This window comes from Chryseobacterium scophthalmum (assembly GCF_900143185.1).
GTDB lineage: Bacteria > Bacteroidota > Bacteroidia > Flavobacteriales > Weeksellaceae > Chryseobacterium > Chryseobacterium scophthalmum.
Window position 1 is genome coordinate 128,667 of sequence record NZ_FSRQ01000006.1, and the last position, 18,882, is coordinate 147,548.

Here is an 18,882-nt window from a genome sequence, read left to right on the forward strand (position 1 = left end):
TTAATTTCGGAACAGATTTGAATGGTTAATGAGTTTTTATAAATATGAAAAAAGTTTTTGTTTTTTTAGTGCCCCTTTTATTGTTGTTTTCTTTCACCAAAGTAAAACACCCTTATCACGTTGGTTCGGTAGAAATCAATTACAATTCAAAATCAAAAACTTTTGAAATTACCGGAAGGTTTTTCTTAGACGATTTAGAAAATGGTCTAAGCAAGAAATACGGAAAGCCTTTTCATTTTAATGATTTAAAATATAAAGCTCAAATCAATGAAGCTTTAAAAATCTACAGTTCAGAATATTTTAAACTGAAAACAGATAATGAGTTTTTAAAAATAAATTACGTCGGCTATGAAGAAGACAGCGAATCGGTAAATATTTACTTGGAATCTGAAAAAGTGGAGAATCCAAAAAAAGTAGAAGCTGCTGTGAGTTTTCTTTACAATTTATTTGATGATCAGATCAATCTCGTTCATATCATCATCAATGGAAACCGTAAAAGTGAAAAGCTGACATATCCGAATCGATATTTATTTCAACAATTTTAAAATTTATTTTTGAAGTTGTAGCCGTGTATTTTCTGCTTTTGCATGAGCTAAAAGGTCAGGAAAGAAATCATGATAGCATTTCTGTAAAATCTCTTTGTTATCTAAAAAAGCCTGAAAAACCGGAATATCTTTATCTAAATATTTTGCTTTATTCAAAACATTCTGAATACTGAATTTAATTCCCCAGTCTTCACGATAATTATACAACCAATCATCATGCTCCATTTTGGTAAGCATTCTTTTAAAATTTTCTGAAAGAAATTGCTCATTTTCATTAAGAACTCGGTAGACTTTTAAAGAATGTTCTTTCCAGCCTTTTAAAGAATTTAAGCTGAGATCTGTCGCCAGAAAATGATCCATCGAAACATCTACAAAAGCACCTGCGTAAAGCCTTACGAGCGGACTGAAAACTTTTTTTGCCTCATGAATAGCTGGATGAGAATCGGTAAACGTATCAATCGAGCGATGAAGAGTAATGCCATCCTGAATGTCTTTCGGAAATGAATATCGGTCTTTGTTTCGAATGAAATCTTCGAGAAACTGCCCGACAATTTGTCCGTCATTGAAAGTAAGAAAAGAGTGGGCGAGAAAGTTCATAAACGAATATAGAAATTTTTAAATAAACTTCGGTCATTAATTAAAGTTTCTACCCAAACTCCATTTTCTATTTCATGGTATTTGAAATTGATGGTGTTGAGTTTTATTTCATTTTGAGAAATTATTGTGAAACAAAGTTGATTTTCATGTACCCGACATTTGAATTGTACAGGAAACGGAAAATTATTCTTGATTTGTAAATCTTTATACCCAAAAACCACAGTAGAATCTGAACCTAAAGGCGTGAAACGTTCGTCTTCTTTATAAATATCCACAGAATGAGGATGTCTTTCTAAAATTTCTAACCCGAATTGCAAGGTTGAATAATATAAAATGGATGAAAACTGACAGATTCCACCACCAAAATCTTGTGAAATATTATTTTTAATTAAATTTCTGCCTTCTTTAAAATTGTTTTGTTTGCTCGGTTTTCCTACGGTTTTCCAAAAAGAAAAAACTTCATTCGGCTGAATAATCAGGTTGTTTATTTTTTCAGAAGCGATTTTTAAATTGTGAATTTTATTTTCATAAAAATCTCCTTTTCTGATGGTTTGTTTAAACTCGGTTTGGTGATTTCCAATATCATTTTCGCTGTAAATTTTAGAATAAAAATGATTGCTTTTTTGTTCATGAAAAAATCTTTGCAATAATCGGTATTGCAATTTCCATTGATAAGGAAGTGAGTCTTTTATAAACTGTTTCATTGTTTTTTCAGAACGACAATTTGATAAGATGCCCATTTTTTCAGAAATGTTCTGCAAATCATTATATCTAAAGGTAAAAACATTTTTCTGAAACTTTTTGGAATTCTATGAACAGGAAAAAACAAAATACCTTTTGTTTCAATAATTTGCCAATTGTTTTTTAATAACTCTGAAATTTCATCTGTGCTAAATGCATTATTAGCATGCCAATCTTCCTGAGTTAAGGGTGTTTTCTTTCTTGCTTTAGTTGGAAAATCAAAAATCAAAATTCCCTCATTATTTAATCTTTTGTGACATTCATTAAGGAAGTTCTCTGTTTCTTGTTTGGTTTGATGCATAATAACATGAAAGCTAAAAATACAATGAAATTTTTCTTCAAAAGGAATGCTTGAAATATCACCAATCTTTAATATTTTTTGAGGAAATTTTATTTGTGCAATATTCAGCATTTCCTGACTGAAATCTACGCCATGTGTTGCAAAATTTAATAACCTTCCTGTTCCGCAACCTAAATCTAAAACGTTGGAATAGTTTTTATTTTTAAAAAAGGAATTCAAAAAATACCTTTCCTGTCTATCAATATATTTTCCGTAAGAGTTTTCAAACCTGTTTTCATCATAGGTTTTTGCAAGATTATTATAATATTGATGAATTTGATTTTTAATCATTTTAAATTTAATTCTTCGAGAGATGAATTTAGATAAAAAAACAAATCCTCAGAAAAATATTCTGAGGATTTATAAAATTTTATACTGGCAATTATTTAATAATAAATTTTTTACTTTCCACTAAAGAGTTTTTATCGGTATAGACACTCAGGAAGTATTCTCCAGAAGGTAAACCTCTCAGATTAATGCTTTTTTTGTCAGATGTCAATACAATTTGTCCTAAAGCATTGATGACTTTAAAAGTGTAAATTTCATCGTTTTTAATCCAGATATTGATTTCATCTTTTGCAGGATTCGGATAGATGGTAAAGTCTTTTACATCTTTATTTTTGATTTCAAAAGTCCCCAAATTAGCAGTTGGCATAAACTGGGAAACTACGCATGCAAAACGTGCAAACCCAAATGCTTCATTCGAAGGATTAGGGTTTCCAATTGCTATTCCTGTAGGTTCAGAGTTATAGTTTACATTAGGATTTGCCCATCGGTTTGCTTTAGGACAATTAATCCCTACACTAGAACATTGGTCGTTATAAGCCATCATGGTTCTCCATCTTTGGGATGATGTACTTGAGGTTCCTAAATTAACTGCAGTTTGATTAACATAACCGTGAAGGTTACTGCAAGGGGTAGTACTTTGATCTACATACCAATCGTGATTGAGTCCCATATTATGACCCATTTCATGTGATAATGTATAATTGGATACAGCACAGCTTAATAATGATACAGTAAATGCAGTCGTGTTTGAATAATTTGTAGGATTAGTGTTTACATATCCTAACCCACATATACTGGTAGGTGTAGAAGTAATAAGTCCACACAGATCAGCACCATAAGTTGTTCTCAAAGTGTGCACATCATCCATAAATCCGTCATTGTTATTTCTGAATCTTGGCAAATCGACGTAGATATCTCCAGATTCTGTGTATGGAATTTCACCCGAATACACTAAATTAATAGTAACATTGGGAATCCCTGAATTGATAAGCGACGTATTGAAATTTGTAATAGCTGTTGCAATAAAAGAATTGCTCTGCGCAATGCCTCCCCATGCAATTCTTGCTGCTGGAGTAAAAACAACTAAAACATCAATTGTTGTTGCTGGGCAAGTGGGTGTAGATTCTAAACAGATATTTGCATTTACTTTTTGATTGATTTCAGATTCATTGAAAATGAAGTCGTTTTTAGAATCTCTATTGATGAGCTCCGATTCACCTACCAAAGAAACAGCGAATACATTTTGGCCAGTTTGGTGGAAAATAATTTTTTCCCCATAGCTTGAAGCATACATTCCTGTTATTGCATCATTATATTTTGAAAAAACCAGCTCGCTTTCTGGTTTGTTTGTAATAGAATAAACAAAAGATGTACTTTTATTGCTGTACGAAAATGATTTTGAGTATTTTGCTTTAATTACTTTATTATTTGGTAAAGGAATTTCAAGATCAGATTTCAAATCAAAAGATGACTGCGAGTAATATTTTGTAGAAATATAGGTAGAAGCAAGATTTTTACTTATTTTCTGATAATCGTTCAGGTTGTTTTCGCTGATTTGATTTTGAAAAATTTTGGTTTGAGCAAACAAAATTGTAGCAAAACATAGCAATAAACATGTAACTAAGTTTTTCATATTTGGTTTTATTAATGTTATTGGATAACAAATATATATAAAAACCAGTGGAGTTTTAAGATTTATTTAACATTAAAACAAACGCTCATGAAAATCCTCAACCTTACTCACTTCTTCAATCTTTATCCCAAATTTTCTCTTCGGAATTTTATTTAAATTAGAAACGAAAATTTTCTCATAACCTAATTTTTCAGCTTCAGTAATTCTTTGTTCAACCTGTGCTACAGGACGAATTTCTCCACTCAAACCAATCTCACCTGCAAAACAAAAGTGTTCAGAAATGGCAATATCTTCATTCGAGGAAAGAATCGATGCGACAACTGCTAAATCCAAAGCTGGATCATCAGTCTTAATTCCCCCGGTAATATTTAGGAAAACATCTTTTGCAGCCAATTGAAAACCAGCTCTTTTTTCAAGAACAGCCAACAACATATTGAGTCTTTTAGAATCAAAACCGGTGCAACTTCTTTGCGGAGTTCCATAAACTGCGGTACTTACCAATGCCTGAATTTCCAAAAGCATCGGTCGGTTTCCTTCTAAAGTTACCGCTACAGAATTTCCGGAAAGCTCTTCAAATTTTTTGGTAATTAAAATTTCGGAAGGATTTTTTATTTCTTTTAAACCTTGGGAAACCATTTCGTAGATTCCGATTTCTGCGGTGGAACCGAAACGGTTTTTATTGGCTCTCAATAACCTGAAAAGATGGTTTCTATCACCATCGAAGTTTAAAACAACATCGACCATGTGCTCCAAAACTTTTGGTCCTGCAATTTGTCCGTCTTTTGTGATGTGACCTACCAAAAATACAGGAACATTATTTTCTTTAGCATACTTAATAATCTCATTGGAACATTCTCGAATCTGAGAAACTGTTCCGGGCGAACTTTCTATCAATTGAGACTGTAAGGTTTGAATAGAATCGATAATCACGAAATCAGGCTCCAGTTTTTTAGCCTCATGAAGAATTTTTTCTAAAGAAGTTTCTGTGTATAGAAAACAGTTTGGATTTTTGACATCGGCTAAACGGTCAGCTCTCATTTTAATTTGAGACGCACTTTCTTCACCGGAAACATAGAAAATTTTCTTCTTCATTTTTAAGGCAAGCTGAAGAAGTAGAGTGGATTTACCAATTCCGGGTTCACCACCAATCAAGGTAACAGAACCTAAAACAATTCCGCCTCCCAAAACACGGTTCAGTTCATCAGAAGGTGTTTTTATTCTAGGCTCTTCAACGGCTTCAACTTCAATGATGTTGATGACGTTTTGTTTTGTTTTTGAGAAAGGAGGTGTTTTTGAAGATGTTTTTTCTACAATTTCTTCTACCAAAGTGTTCCATTCCAGACAGTTTTTACATTGCCCAGTCCATTGTGGATACTGTGATCCGCAGTTTTGACAGAAGTATGCTGTTTTAAGTTTTGCCATACTGCGAAGTTCAAGATTTTTTTTGAAATTTTCTTTCCAATTTTACTTAATTTTCGGAGATGAAAAATATTTTATTAAAAAGTGCTCAGGTTTTTGTTTTCATGTCGTTGATGAACTTTTTGTTAAGTGTCTTAATGTTAAATATTATGGATTTATCTGGCGGAAGCTTTGGGATGTACCCTTTTCTAGTACTGATAGAGTGTTTGGTAGTTTCAGTGGTAGCTTTTATTACTGTTTTAATATTCAAAAAAATATATAATTCCACTTTTAAAATGGCAATTTTATTCCAAGTGGTTTATATAATTAGTCTTATTTTGACGGGCTTTAATCCCTTTAGGGCTGATTCTGATAGTAATTTTTTCGGTTTATTGTTATATGTAAATTCAATTATTGTTCTTATAATAATTTTTCTTTATTCAAAAATAATCTCTGCAAAAAATAAGAACTTATCATAGGTCAATATTCAATAATAATATACTGACTATATTTGTCATTATAAATTTAAAAAAAATGAAAAAAATACTATTAAGCTTTGCTTTTGCTTTGATAAGCGCATTCACTTTTGCACAAACTGCCTGGAAAATTGATCCTGCACACTCATCAATTAATTTTAATATTAAGCACATGGGAATCAGTTTTGTGCAGGGAAGATTTGATAAATTTCAAGGTGAGATAGAGACCCCTAGTTCTAATTTAGATAATGCTAGGTTTGACTTTACTGTTCATACTGAAGCAATCAATACAGGTGTGGAGGCTAGAGATAAGCACTTGAAGAGTGCAGACTTTTTTGACGCAGAAAAATTTCCGGAAATGAAGTTTCAAGGAGCAACGATGTCACAAGGAAAAGATAAAAACTACATACTTAAAGGTAAATTAACAATCAAAGATGTGACAAAAGAGATCAGTATTCCGGTAACTTTTGGAGGTATTGCTAAGAACCAACAAGGTAAAGAGATTTTAGGTTTACAGGCAAAATTTACAGTAAATCGTTTAGACTATAATATTAAATATGATCCAACTGGAGCAGGTATTGCAAAAGATGTTGAGGTTAGTTTATTTTTAGAATTAACAAAATAATAATTTCTATATATAATTTGGTTTAGGTGAAAGGTTTTTCAAATTAATTTTGAGAAACCTTTTTTCTTTTTATTATTCAGCTTTTCAATTAAAATAAAATTAATTTCAGAATTTAAAAGTGCAACAAAATTGCTTTGCATTTGTTTTTGCCCTAACTTTGCACAAACCTAATCTAATGAGTAAAAAGAATACAAAGTACATCTTTGTGACAGGAGGTGTAACTTCATCTTTGGGAAAGGGAATCGTTTCTGCTTCTCTGGGACTTCTACTAAAATCACGCGGCTTTAATGTAACGATTCAAAAACTGGATCCTTATATTAATATCGACCCAGGAACATTAAACCCTTATGAACACGGAGAATGCTATGTAACCGAAGATGGTGCGGAGACGGATCTGGATTTAGGACACTATGAGCGTTATCTTGATGCGCCTACTTCTCAAAACAACAACGTTACAACAGGGAAAATCTACCAAACGGTTATCGAAAAAGAAAGAAAAGGAGACTTTCTTGGAAAAACAGTTCAGGTAATTCCTCATATCACGAACGAAATTAAGCGTAGAATTAAAATTTTATCTAAACAGAACTACGATATCATTATTACTGAGATCGGTGGAACTGTAGGAGATATAGAATCTTTGCCCTACATTGAAACTGTACGTCAGTTGAAGTGGGAATTGGGCGAGAAAAATTCTATGGTGATTCACTTAACTTTATTGCCGTATTTGGCTTCAAGTGGAGAATTAAAAACAAAACCTTCGCAGCATTCTGTTCGTCAATTGATGGAAAGTGGAATTATGGCCGATGTTTTGGTTTGTAGAACGGAACACAAAATTCCAAAAGATCAGAGAGCGAAACTGGCTCAGTTCTGTAACGTTTCTTTGGATAATGTAATTGAATGTAAAGATTTGGAAACTATTTATGAAGTTCCAATGTACCTTCAAAAACAAAACTTTGATGATGTAGTTTTAAAAGAATTAGATCTTAAAAGTGATAAAAAAGCAGATCTGAAAGACTGGGAAACTTTCCTGAAGAAATTTAAAAATCCTAAGAAGACTGTAGAAATTGCTTTGGTAGGAAAATATGTTTCTCTTCAGGATTCTTATATTTCTATTGCTGAAGCTTTCAAACATGCAGGTGCAGATTTGGAAACCGAAGTAAAAGTAAGATGGGTTTACAGTGGTGATTTAACGAAAGAAAATATCAAAGAAACTTTAGATGGAGTTTCAGGTATTTTGGTTGCACCAGGATTTGGAGACAGAGGTATTGAAGGTAAAATCCTTACCGCTCAGTATGCAAGAGAAAATAAAGTTCCTATGTTGGGAATCTGTTTAGGAATGCAGATCATGACTGTGGAGTTTGCAAGAAATGTTTTAGGATATTCTAAAGCCAACTCAATGGAATTTGATTCTTCTACAGAGCATCCTGTAATTTCTTTAATGGAAGAACAGAAAAATGTGGTCGACAAAGGAGGTACAATGCGTCTTGGAGCTTGGAAATGTTCTTTGAAAAACGGTTCAAAATTAAACGAAATTTACGGAGCGAAAAATATTTCTGAAAGACACCGTCACCGTTATGAATTCAACAGTGATTATATCGGCGAATTCGAGAAAAACGGCTTCTTAGCAACAGGTACAAATCCTGAAACAGGTTTGGTAGAAGCATTAGAAATGCCGAATCATCCATTCTACGTTGGGGTACAGTATCACCCGGAATATAAGAGTACGGTTGCAACGCCGCATCCTTTATTCAGAGCTTTCATTAAAGCATGCTCAGCTAAATAAAGTAATTCTAAAATTACAAACGTCATATATAAACTCAGACTGATTATTCTCAGCCTGAGTTTATTATATAGTAACACATTATAGTATAGAGTTTTGATAAAAAAACAGTATTTTTGTCGACTCTAAAATGTATAATATTTTGATATACATTTTAAATGAAAATTTGAACCACAAAAGAAACCAAAGCTTTTAGTCTAAAAAACTTGGAGTATTTCACTTTTTAGTAAATAAAAGTTCTCAAAATAAGAAAATCAAAGATTTTCAAAAACTTTAATGTTCTTTTAAAAGAATTGAGATGCTTTAGAAGAATTATTAAAAAAACTTTTGTGCCTTTTGTGGTTAATTAAAGAAAAAAATATTTAAAAAATTTTAATAAAAATAAAATGCAACAGAACAACGGACTCGATAAAAGTCAGATTATTAGTTTTGCGGTTTTATGTTTGGTTCTTTTCGGATTCATGTTTTATTTCCAAAGGAATAGCGCTGAAGAAGAAAAACTGAAAGCTGAACAACAAAAAACAGAACAAGCTAAAACTCCAGTGAAACAAACTCCGGCAGCCGATATCAATCCCAATGTAACCCCGAATGCGATTCAGGTTTCCAATTTGGCAAACAACGAGCTGAAGCTTGAGTTTTCAAGTTTAGGAGGTCAGGTTTCAAAAGTTGAGCTTTTAAAATACAAAGCTTATGATCAGAAAACTGACAAAGCCGATCTTCCGCTTAATCTGATTACAAAAAATAACTCGAGCTACGGTTTTCAGTTCAAAGATAAATCTGGAAAAACTGTCAATACCAAAGATTTGGTGTTTTCTCCGGTTGTTAATGGTAACTCAGTTACTTTAACGGCAAACTACAACGGTGCAGTAATTCAGTTTATTTATACTTTAAATAATAATCCTAAAGCTGAGCTTAAAGATCAATATACTTTAGATTTTAAAGTGAGAACTCAAAGTTTGGCGAATGTAACTTCTGATAATAAAGCAGATTTTACTTGGGATTATAGTGTAAGAAACTTAGAAAAAGGTAGAGCTCAGGAACAAACCCATTCAGAATTTGCTTATGCGTTTAATAATTATAAAGATTATGATTATGATGGCAGAACAGATATGAATGAGGAAAAAGAAACTCTTAACTGGATTGGTGTAAAACAGCAGTTTTTCTCTTCTGTAATCGAATCTAAAACAGGTTTCACAAATAGTAAAGGAAATCAGGAGTCAATTGAAGAAGGCGAATATTTGAAAAAATTGAATTTCGAAGGTTTCGTAGCAATGAACGGAGGGGAATTTAATCAGGATTTTACATGGTATTTTATGCCATTGGATTTACCTTTATTAAAATCTTACGACAAAAATTTTGATGAAATTTTACCATTAGGTTGGTCTTTCATAGGAGGTATGAACCGTTATTTCTTCATGTGGTTATACAGTATTATCGCAGGATGGGGAATATCAGCAGGATGGGTAATTTTCTTAATGACGATTATTGTGAAATTAATCTTGTCACCAATTATGTACAAACAACATAAATTGAGTGCAATGATGAAAGTAATTCGTCCTGAGATTGATGAAGCGAATGCAAAATTCAAGGATGCAGATCCTATGAAAAAGCAGCAGGCAACGATGGAAATCTACAGAAAAGCAGGGGTTAATCAAATGGCGGGATGTCTTCCGGCGTTGGTACAGATTCCGATTTTCTATGCATTGTTCAGATTCTTCCCGAACTTTATTGACCTAAGAGGACAAGGATTCTGGTTTGCAAAAGATCTTACCGCGTATGATGATTTGATTAAACTACCATTTAAAATTCCTTTTCTGGGAGATCATTTAAGTGTTTTTGCGATTGCGTGTACGATTGTGATTTTAATTTATACGGTAATGACTTCAGGAAATATGCAGCAGCCACAACAGGAAGGTATGCCAAATATGAAAGTGATTATGTATATTTTCCCTATCACATTCTTATTCTTTTTAAATACTTCTGCATCTGGTTTATCTTGGTATTATTTTGTATCGAATGCGATTAATATTTTGATTATCCTCGTCATTAAGTATGTAATTCTAGATGAAAAGAAAATTCATGCCCAAATTCAGGCCAACAAAGAAAAGCCTAAAGCGGAAGGAAAATTCCAAAAGCGAATGAGAGAAATGATGGAAAAGGCTCAGGACGCACAGAAAGCGCAAGAGCAAACGAAAGGCAAGAAAAAATAACTTATTATAACAGAAAGAGAAGCAATTTATTGCTTCTCTTTTTTATTTAGAAATAATTTAAATTAACAAGAGGCTTATTTCTTTAATGATAATTCACCAGTGATTTATCTCTAGTCATATTTTAAACGGAAAGACTGTCGGTGATATTTTGTGATACCGTGCTTTATCAGGGCTTCCTGATGCTTTTTTGTAGCGTAACCAAAGTTAGTATTCCACCCATACTCCGGATGTTCTTCGTGGAGTTCTATCATCAATTTATCTCGATAATTTTTTGCTAAAATTGAAGCAGCTGCAATTGATAAAAATTTAGAATCCCCTTTAATGACACATTGATGTGGAATAAAATTATAAGGGTGAAATTTATTTCCGTCTACTAAAATAAATTCGGGTCTTACAGCTAGCTTGTCTAAAGCTCTGTGCACGGCATGAATACTGGCGTTCAATATATTATGCTCGTCAATGAATGCAGGAGAAAGCTCGGCAATTGCAAAACTTTTCACATTATCCTTAATGTAACTATCCAAATCCATCCTCGTTTTAAAGCTCAACTTCTTTGAATCATTAACAAGGTTCTGTTCAAAATTTTCATCTAAAATTACAGCTGCCGCAACAACCGGTCCGCACAGACAACCTCTTCCAACTTCGTCGCAACCTGCTTCGATATAATTATTTGACCATTTCTTTAGTAAATCCATAAATTTTAACATTTAATAGTTGTAAGAATGTAGGGAAACCTCAAATGTTATGTTAAAAATAATAATTTTTTGAAATTTTAACAGTTTTATATGAGAAGTTTTTACAACTTTGTTCACACAAAATTAATATTAATATGAAGAAATTAACCGCAGGGGTACTAATTTTAGTACTTTCCTCGTCTTTTGTGGTTGTTCAAGCACAGACAAAGCCTGGAGATACCCTAAAAACACAAGAAATCGAAGAAGTGGTGGTTACCGCTTTAGGCATTAAAAGAGAGAAAAAATCTCTTGGATATGCATCTCAGGAAGTAAAAGCAGATAAATTATTTGACGGAACTACAAATACAGGAAACATAGCATCTCAGCTTTCTGGTAAAGTTGCTGGTCTGAATGTAAATACTACATCTAACTTTGGAGGTTCTGCTAACTTAGTTATTCGTGGTGTAAAATCTATAAATGGAACTAATCCTTTAATCGTTATCGATGGATCACCAGTTGATAATTCCGTAACGTCTTTTGGAACTCAAAACGGGGGATTTGATTTAGGAAATGCTTTATCTGATATCAATCAAGAAGATATCGAATCTGTTAACGTTCTTAAGGGTGCCGCTGCATCTGCATTATATGGAGAAAGAGGACTAAATGGAGTAATCGTTATTACTACAAAAAATGGTAAAGGAAAAGATGACAAATCTTGGGGAGTTACCTTATCTTCTTCAGTACAAGCGGGATTTATTGATAAATCTACTTTTGCGAAGTATCAAACTCGATATGGAGGCGGATACGATCCTTCATTTTATTATGGAAGTGCTGGAGATGGTTTAGACTTTGCCAATTTTGGTGAAGATGCATCTTGGGGGCCTGAATATAATCCAAATTTATTAGTTTATCAATGGGATTCTTTCGATCCGACATCTCCAAATTATAACAAAGCAACTCCATGGGTAGCGGCGAAGAATGGTCCTCTGAAATTTTTCGAAACACCAATGTCATTTGTTAATTCTATTTCCTTGTCAAAAGGTAGTAAAGGGTTTAATTTTAATTTAACGTATGACAACAATCTTTCTAACGGTCTGTTACCTAATTCGGATTTAAGAAAAAATACGTTATCTACAAAGATTAATTATGATTTAAACCCCAAGCTACATGCAACAGTTTACTCAACTTTAACACTTCAAGGAACTACTGGTAGAACTGAGACAGGTTATAATGATAATGTTGTTGGAGGATTTAGACAATGGTGGCAGACCAATGTTGATGTTGAGGCATTGAAAAATGCATATTTTAATAATGTTAATAATCCTACGCTTGCAAATAATTATGGAAACGTAACTTGGAATAGATCTGCTGATGATGATGGAACTCCAGCATTCTGGAATAATCCATATTTTCAACGTTACCAAAACTATTCTACTGATGATAGAACAAGAACTTTCTCGTATGCACAACTAACGTACGATGTTGATAGCCATATAAATATTACAGGTAAGTTAAGCTATGATAATACCAACTTAGTTTTTGAAAGGAGATTAGCTCCTGGATCTTATCCTCAAAATTTTGGAGTGTCAGGTAAAGCTGTTGGCTCTGGATATCACAGATATGATTTAAAAAGAAGCGAGACAAACTATGATGTATTTGCTAACTATAAATATGATTTAACTTCTTGGTTAAACTTGAGTGGGATTGCAGGAGGAAATGTAAGACGGAATTATTTAAGTACAATTGAAGCATCTACTGAAGGAGGATTAATTAAAAGAGGATACTATTCATTAGATAATTCTAAAGCGCCTCTTTTAAATCCTGTAGAGTATGAAGCAACAACACAAACGAATAGTTTATATGCTACGGCTTCTTTTGATTTTAATAAAATGTTTTATCTGGATGGAACAATAAGAAGAGATGTTAGCTCAACACTTCCTGATGGAAATAACAAATTTACTTATGCATCTGTTTCTGGTTCATTAGTATTATCAGAATTATTGAAAGCTGAAAAATCAATTATGAATTTTTGGAAAATAAGAGGTAATTATGCTGAAGTTGGAGGAACTGCTGACCCATATCAGCTAAACTACACATATTATACAGCTGGATACTTTAATACGGGTAACGGAAATGTAAATATTTACAGACCTCAAACCATTCTGAATAATCCTAATTTAAAACCTCAACGTTCCAAAGAATTTGAATTTGGTACAGAAATTCATTTTTTAAGAGACAGAATAATCTTTGATGGTGCTTATTATGATTCAAAGACAGTCAACCAATTAATCAGACCTGATATTTCCGCAGGTTCAGGGAGTTTAGGAGCAGCAATTAATGCTGGCCAAATTAATAATAAAGGAATTGAACTACATTTAGGTATTAGTCCAATTAAAACGCAGGATTTTTCTTGGGATATTGATGCTAACTGGGCTAGAAATAGAAGTAAAGTCGTTGAGTTAGACCAGGGACTTCAAGTTTACCAGTTAGTTGGTCTAGTAGGGGGGGCTTCTATCGTAGCTTCGGTAGGTAATCAATGGGGAGATATTTATGGAAGCGATTATGTTTATTTAAACGGAGAAAAAGTAGTTGATCCAGATACAGGATTATATCAAACTGAAAGCAGTAAAGTAATAGGAAATGTTCAAGCTAAATGGACAGGAGGTTTAAGAAACTCATTTAGATATAAAAATATTTCATTAAGTTTTTTAATTGATGTTCGCCACGGAGGAGATGTATTTTCATCAGATATGTATTACGGGCTTGCAAGTGGTTTATTTCCAGAGACCGCAGTTGATGGTTATAGAACTAATACACCCGTTTTGGCTGGTGTAAATCCTAATGGTCAAGTAAATACAAGTCCAGTTAGTGGGGTTGATCCTAATGAATATGCCAATAATCCTTATGATGGATATGCTATCGCTCCAGATAAAAGATTTGTATATGATGGCTCTTATGTGAAATTGAGAGAAGCAAGCATCACTTATTCTCTTCCCAAGAGTTTATTAGTAAATACATTTATTAATGATGCCAAAATATCAATTGTAGGTAGAAATCTATGGATTATTCATAAAAATCTTCCTTATGCTGACCCAGAATCCTCACAAATGGGAGGACTATATTCGTATGGATCATCAGTAGGTTCTGTACCTACTACAAGAGAGCTTGGAGTAAACTTTACATTTAAATTCTAAAATTTAAGACTACTTAAAATGAAAAATTTCAAAAAAATATTATATACGGGAGGAGTTGTTGCTTCATTATTGTTATTTAACTCATGCCAAAGCGATATCACTTCTTTAAATGATGATCCTAAACATCCATCTAGTGTACCTTCGGGAAATATGTTAGCAACAAGTATGTATCAGGGTTTTTATTATATGTACACTGGAAGTGTAAATTTTAATAACTATCGTTTCTTTACTCAGCAATGGACTGAAACTATTTATACCCAAGAGACAAATTATAATTTAATTACTCGAAATCAACCTCGAAATCATTTCAGAAGAATGTATGTTTATACGTTAGCTCCTCTGGAACAAGCTAAAAAAGATCTTCCAACAGAAATTAATGCAGATCCTGAAGTTGTTGATAATAAATGGGCGACTTTAGAAATAGCCTCCGTTTTTACATGGGAAAATATTGTAGATACTTATGGAAATGTGCCATATAAAGAAGCTCTACAAGGAGAAACTATTAAATCTCCTAAATATGATAATGCTAAAACGATATATTTGGATTTGATTTCAAGATTAAATATTGCAATAGCAAAAATTCATGCGACAAAAGAAGGATATCCTGAAGATTTAGTATACTCTGGAGATATGACAAAATGGATTAAGCTTGCTAATTCTATAAAGTTAAGATTAGCAATTAACCTTGCAGATGTTGATCCAGCTACTTCTAAAGCTGTAGCAGAAAGCGCTATCAGTGGAGGAGTGTTAGCTTCAGCAACTGATTCTTATTCTTTGAAATTTGATGGTAATACTTTTACAAATCCTCTATTTGATGATTTAGTAGCATCGGGTAGAAACGATTATATTCCTTCGAATGTTATGGTGAATCCTATGAATACTAAATCTGACCCTAGAAGAGCTGCTTATTTTACTCAAGTAGGAGGTATTTATAAAGGTGGTGTATATGGAACCTCAAATTCTTTTGCTAATAATTCTCATGTGAATCCAACTTTTTTAACTGGAAATGCAGTTGCTAATTTATTTAGTTATACAGAAGTATTATTTTTAAAGGCAGAAGCTGCTCAAAGAGGATATAATGTTGGCGGTGGGACTGCAGCCAGTTTATATGCAGATGCAGTTATGGCTTCAATGTTAGAAAATGGGATATCTGCGACTGATGCTGCTACATATATCGCTGCTAATCCTTACAACGCAGGTAATTGGAAACAATCAATTGGATATGAAGGCTGGATTGCAATGTGGAATAATCCATTTGCTGCTTGGAATTTTACAAGAAGACTGGATAATCCTGTGCTTACAGCTCCACCTTCGTCATATATTGGAGGTATTCCGTACAGAATGCCATATTCAGATCAGGAATATGTTACTAACAATGCCAATGTTTCTTCTGCTGCAAGCGCAATAGGAGGAGATAAAGCAACAACAAAACTTTTCTGGGATATTAATTAATAACCTTCTTTCAACATTCATATTAAAACCGCATTAGTGCGGTTTTTTTATTTCCGTATATTTGCATTTCAAATTAGAATAATGAATATTAAAGATATAATAGAACAAAAACTGGTAGAGGTTATTCTTAACGTCTATCAGTTGAAAGATATAAAACTTGAAATCCAGGAAAATAAAACTGAGTTTGAGGGAGATTTTACCATCGTTACTTTTCCTTTGGTAAAACAATTAAAGAAAAATCCTGAAAGCATTGGGGTAGAATTGGGAGAAGGATTAACAACTCAGACCGAATTGCTGGAAAGCTTTAACGTGGTAAAAGGATTTTTAAATGTAAAAGTTAAAAACCAATTCTTTGTAGATCAGTTTAAAACGGTTTCTGAACAGTTTTTTAATATAGAAAAGAAAAATGCAACTGTAATGGTGGAATATTCTTCACCGAATACCAACAAACCATTGCATTTGGGTCATATCAGAAATAACTTATTAGGTTTTTCTGTCGCTCAGATTCTTAAAGAAGCTGGGTATGATGTTATAAAAAGTCAGATTATTAATGACAGAGGAATTCATATCTGTAAATCGATGTTGGCTTGGGAAAAATTTGGAAAAGGAGAAACACCGAATGCAGAAACGAAAGGAGATAAATTTGTAGGAAACTACTATGTAAAATTTGACCAGGAATACAAAAAAGAAATAGCTGAACTTATTGCGAATGGAAGCACTGAAGATCAGGCTAAAAAAGATGCTCCTTTAATGAAAGAAGCTCAACAAATGCTTTTGGATTGGGAAAATGGTGATGAAAAAGTAAGAAATCTTTGGAGCGAAATGAACTCTTGGGTTTATGATGGTTTCAATCAGACTTACAAAAGATTGGGCGTAGATTTCGATCAGGTTCAGTATGAAAGCAATACTTATATTTTAGGAAAAGACCTTATTCAGGAAGGTTTAGATAAAGGTGTTCTGTATCAGAAAGAAGACGGTTCGGTTTGGTGTGATTTAACGGCTGAAGGTTTAGACGAAAAACTTTTGCTTCGTTCAGACGGAACTTCTGTGTATATGACCCAAGATTTGGGAACAGCGGTTCAGCGTTTTAAAGAAAACGATATTCAGAAACTTATTTATACAGTAGGAAACGAACAGGATTATCATTTCCAGGTTTTATTTAAAATTTTAGGGAAATTAGGATATTCTTGGGCAGATCAGTTGTACCATTTATCTTATGGAATGGTAGAACTTCCAAACGGAAAAATGAAATCTCGTGAAGGAACAGTTGTCGATGCTGACGATTTGATGCAGGAAATGTATAATGAAGCAAAATTAAAAGCAATTGAGCAAGGAAGATTAGAGGGTCTTACCGACGAAGAAAAAGAAATTTCTTATGAGGTTATTGGTCAGGCTGCATTGAAATATTTCATGCTGAAAGTAGATCCAAAGAAAAAAATGCTTTTCAATCCTGAAGAAAGTATTGATTTTAATGGAAATACAGGACCGTTTATTTTATACACTTATGCTCGTATTCAATCGTTGTTGATTAAAGCAAATTATTTGAATAGAGAAATTGCTGAGGTAGAATTAAATCAGCATGAAAAAGAAGTAATTATGCAATTGGCAAATTATAAATCTGTTGTTGAAAGAGCATCTGAATCATTAAGTCCAGCTTTAGTTGCAAATTATCTTTATGATTTAGTAAAATCTTACAATTCATTCTATCAAAGCAATATAATTCTAAAACTTGAAGATGAAGATTTAAAACAATTCCGTTTGAATTTATCAAATCTCACTGCACAAACAATAAAGAAATCATTAAGCTTACTGGGAATAGGAACCGTAAACAGAATGTAAAAATAAATCCTCCTGAAAATTTCGGGAGGATTTTTATTTTAAACCTGAGCTTCGTTTTGAATCTGGCTTTCTCGATAGAGTTTTGCACTGCTCCATTTAGCATGTTTAGAAGGAACAATCTTGTATCCTTTTCGATAAGTATATACTTTCGTAAATTCTGCACCGAAGAAAATCAGCATACACGAATAATTGATCCACATCATAATTAAAATCACCGTTCCAGCAGTTCCGAAAGCTGAGGTAGGTTTAAACTGACCGAAGTAAAGGCTCAGCAAAAATTTACCTAAAGTAAAAAGAGCTGCAGTAAGTAAAGCTCCTTTCCAAACCGATTTCCAACTGATTTCTACATCGGGAAGTACTTTAAACATCAATGCAAAAAGGACGACAATAACTAAAAAACCTACGGTGAAATTAATAATTTCTACAATGATATACGTTTCAAGACCGAAATAGGTCGTGATAAAATTATTAAAAAGCCCGATTAATGAGGATAAAACCATTGTGATCATCAGTAAAAATCCTAAAATTAAAATCATACCCAAAGAATTGGCTCGGTCTAAAAGAAATTTTACCAAAGCTTTTTTCGGAGCTGCTTCTACATCCCAAAGGTTATTTAAAGACTTCTGCAACTGAAAAAATAGGGTAGTGGAACCGTAAACCAATGACCCAATTCCTACAATTTTCATAAAAATATTTTCTTTATCGATGAGCGCTCCTGCAATCATATCCTGAATGCTTTTGGCAACATCTTGTCCCATCAATCCGCTAATCTGAGTACTGATTTGTCCGCGAATGGCTTCTTCACCAAAAAAATATCCTGCGATCCAGATAATAATGATCAACAATCCCGGAATTGAGAAAATGGCATAATAAGCCAAACTTGCTGAGTCATTGGAAGCAGATGAATTATTCCATTCTGTAAATGTTTCTTTTACGGTTTCCCAGAAAAATTTGAGTTCTTTTAGCATAGTTAGAATATTAATAGATGTGATTTGATGATGAATATTGTCTTCAGTTTGAAATCAAGAAATGACAATATATTGTTGTAGGATTTAAGGCAAAGATTATTCCTTAACGTGAATTTTAATAT

Annotated in this window: 15 protein-coding genes; 8 read left to right on the plus strand and 7 right to left on the minus strand. The window is 32.9% G+C overall.

Features of this window, described 5'->3' with window-relative positions; genetic code table 11:
- Positions 1-44: 44 nt before the first annotated feature.
- Positions 45-545 (plus strand): DUF6702 family protein, encoded by a 501-nt coding sequence (locus BUR17_RS20095; protein WP_074232277.1) that lies wholly within the window; start codon positions 45-47, stop codon positions 543-545.
- A 3-nt stretch (positions 546-548) separates the two neighbouring features.
- Here BUR17_RS20095 and BUR17_RS20100 read toward each other — a convergent pair whose 3' ends face one another.
- The 5 genes from BUR17_RS20100 to radA all read right to left on the minus strand — a co-directional run bounded on the left by BUR17_RS20100 (position 549) and on the right by radA (position 5,566).
- Positions 549-1,142: an acyl carrier protein phosphodiesterase gene (locus BUR17_RS20100; protein WP_074232278.1), complete on the minus strand. Its 594-nt coding sequence runs from the start codon at positions 1,140-1,142 to the stop codon at positions 549-551.
- Positions 1,139-1,846 (minus strand): VanW family protein, encoded by a 708-nt coding sequence (locus BUR17_RS20105; RefSeq protein WP_074232300.1) that lies wholly within the window; start codon positions 1,844-1,846, stop codon positions 1,139-1,141. The genes BUR17_RS20100 and BUR17_RS20105 overlap by 4 nt, the downstream gene beginning before the upstream one ends.
- Complete coding sequence (locus BUR17_RS20110; RefSeq protein ID WP_074232279.1) at positions 1,843-2,514, minus strand: class I SAM-dependent DNA methyltransferase; 672 nt, start codon at positions 2,512-2,514, stop codon at positions 1,843-1,845. The genes BUR17_RS20105 and BUR17_RS20110 overlap by 4 nt, the downstream gene beginning before the upstream one ends.
- Positions 2,515-2,605: 91 nt before the next feature.
- Positions 2,606-4,144, minus strand: coding sequence for a zinc-dependent metalloprotease (locus BUR17_RS20115; RefSeq protein ID WP_074232280.1), 1,539 nt, complete (start codon positions 4,142-4,144; stop codon positions 2,606-2,608).
- A gap of 72 nt (positions 4,145-4,216) precedes the next feature.
- A complete protein-coding gene (gene radA / locus BUR17_RS20120; protein WP_074232281.1) occupies positions 4,217-5,566 on the minus strand; it encodes a DNA repair protein RadA in 1,350 nt (449 codons plus the stop codon).
- Positions 5,567-5,625: 59 nt separating this feature from the next.
- Between radA and BUR17_RS20125 the strand changes: the two genes are divergently transcribed.
- The 4 genes from BUR17_RS20125 (at position 5,626) to yidC (ending at position 10,633) form a co-directional block, all read left to right on the plus strand.
- Positions 5,626-6,021, plus strand: coding sequence for a hypothetical protein (locus BUR17_RS20125; RefSeq protein WP_074232282.1), 396 nt, complete (start codon positions 5,626-5,628; stop codon positions 6,019-6,021).
- 55 nt (positions 6,022-6,076) lie between these two features.
- Complete coding sequence (locus BUR17_RS20130; protein ID WP_074232283.1) at positions 6,077-6,643, plus strand: YceI family protein; 567 nt, start codon at positions 6,077-6,079, stop codon at positions 6,641-6,643.
- Between the two features lie 175 nt (positions 6,644-6,818).
- Complete coding sequence (locus BUR17_RS20135; protein ID WP_074232284.1) at positions 6,819-8,426, plus strand: CTP synthase; 1,608 nt, start codon at positions 6,819-6,821, stop codon at positions 8,424-8,426.
- A 383-nt stretch (positions 8,427-8,809) separates the two neighbouring features.
- A complete protein-coding gene (yidC, locus tag BUR17_RS20140) occupies positions 8,810-10,633 on the plus strand; it encodes a membrane protein insertase YidC (RefSeq protein ID WP_074232285.1) in 1,824 nt (607 codons plus the stop codon).
- A gap of 110 nt (positions 10,634-10,743) precedes the next feature.
- Here the strand turns inward: yidC and BUR17_RS20145 are convergent, their stop codons facing one another.
- Entirely contained in the window at positions 10,744-11,328 is a 585-nt protein-coding gene (locus BUR17_RS20145; RefSeq protein ID WP_074232301.1) for a ribonuclease HII, read from the minus strand.
- Positions 11,329-11,462: 134 nt separating this feature from the next.
- On the opposite strand from BUR17_RS20145, the gene BUR17_RS20150 reads away from it, so the two are divergent.
- The 3 genes from BUR17_RS20150 (at position 11,463) to argS (ending at position 17,792) form a co-directional block, all read left to right on the plus strand.
- The gene (locus tag BUR17_RS20150; protein ID WP_074232286.1) at positions 11,463-14,501 is read left to right on the plus strand and encodes a SusC/RagA family TonB-linked outer membrane protein; all 3,039 of its coding nucleotides are present in this window, start codon (positions 11,463-11,465) and stop codon (positions 14,499-14,501) included.
- 18 nt (positions 14,502-14,519) lie between these two features.
- Positions 14,520-15,953 (plus strand): SusD/RagB family nutrient-binding outer membrane lipoprotein, encoded by a 1,434-nt coding sequence (locus tag BUR17_RS20155; RefSeq protein ID WP_074232287.1) that lies wholly within the window; start codon positions 14,520-14,522, stop codon positions 15,951-15,953.
- 81 nt (positions 15,954-16,034) lie between these two features.
- A complete protein-coding gene (gene argS / locus BUR17_RS20160; RefSeq protein ID WP_074232288.1) occupies positions 16,035-17,792 on the plus strand; it encodes an arginine--tRNA ligase in 1,758 nt (585 codons plus the stop codon).
- A 38-nt stretch (positions 17,793-17,830) separates the two neighbouring features.
- On the opposite strand, the gene BUR17_RS20165 is transcribed toward argS, so the two are convergent.
- Positions 17,831-18,760, minus strand: a complete 930-nt coding sequence (locus BUR17_RS20165) for a YihY/virulence factor BrkB family protein (protein WP_074232289.1) — start codon at positions 18,758-18,760, stop codon at positions 17,831-17,833.
- Between the last annotated feature and the right edge of the window lie 122 nt (positions 18,761-18,882).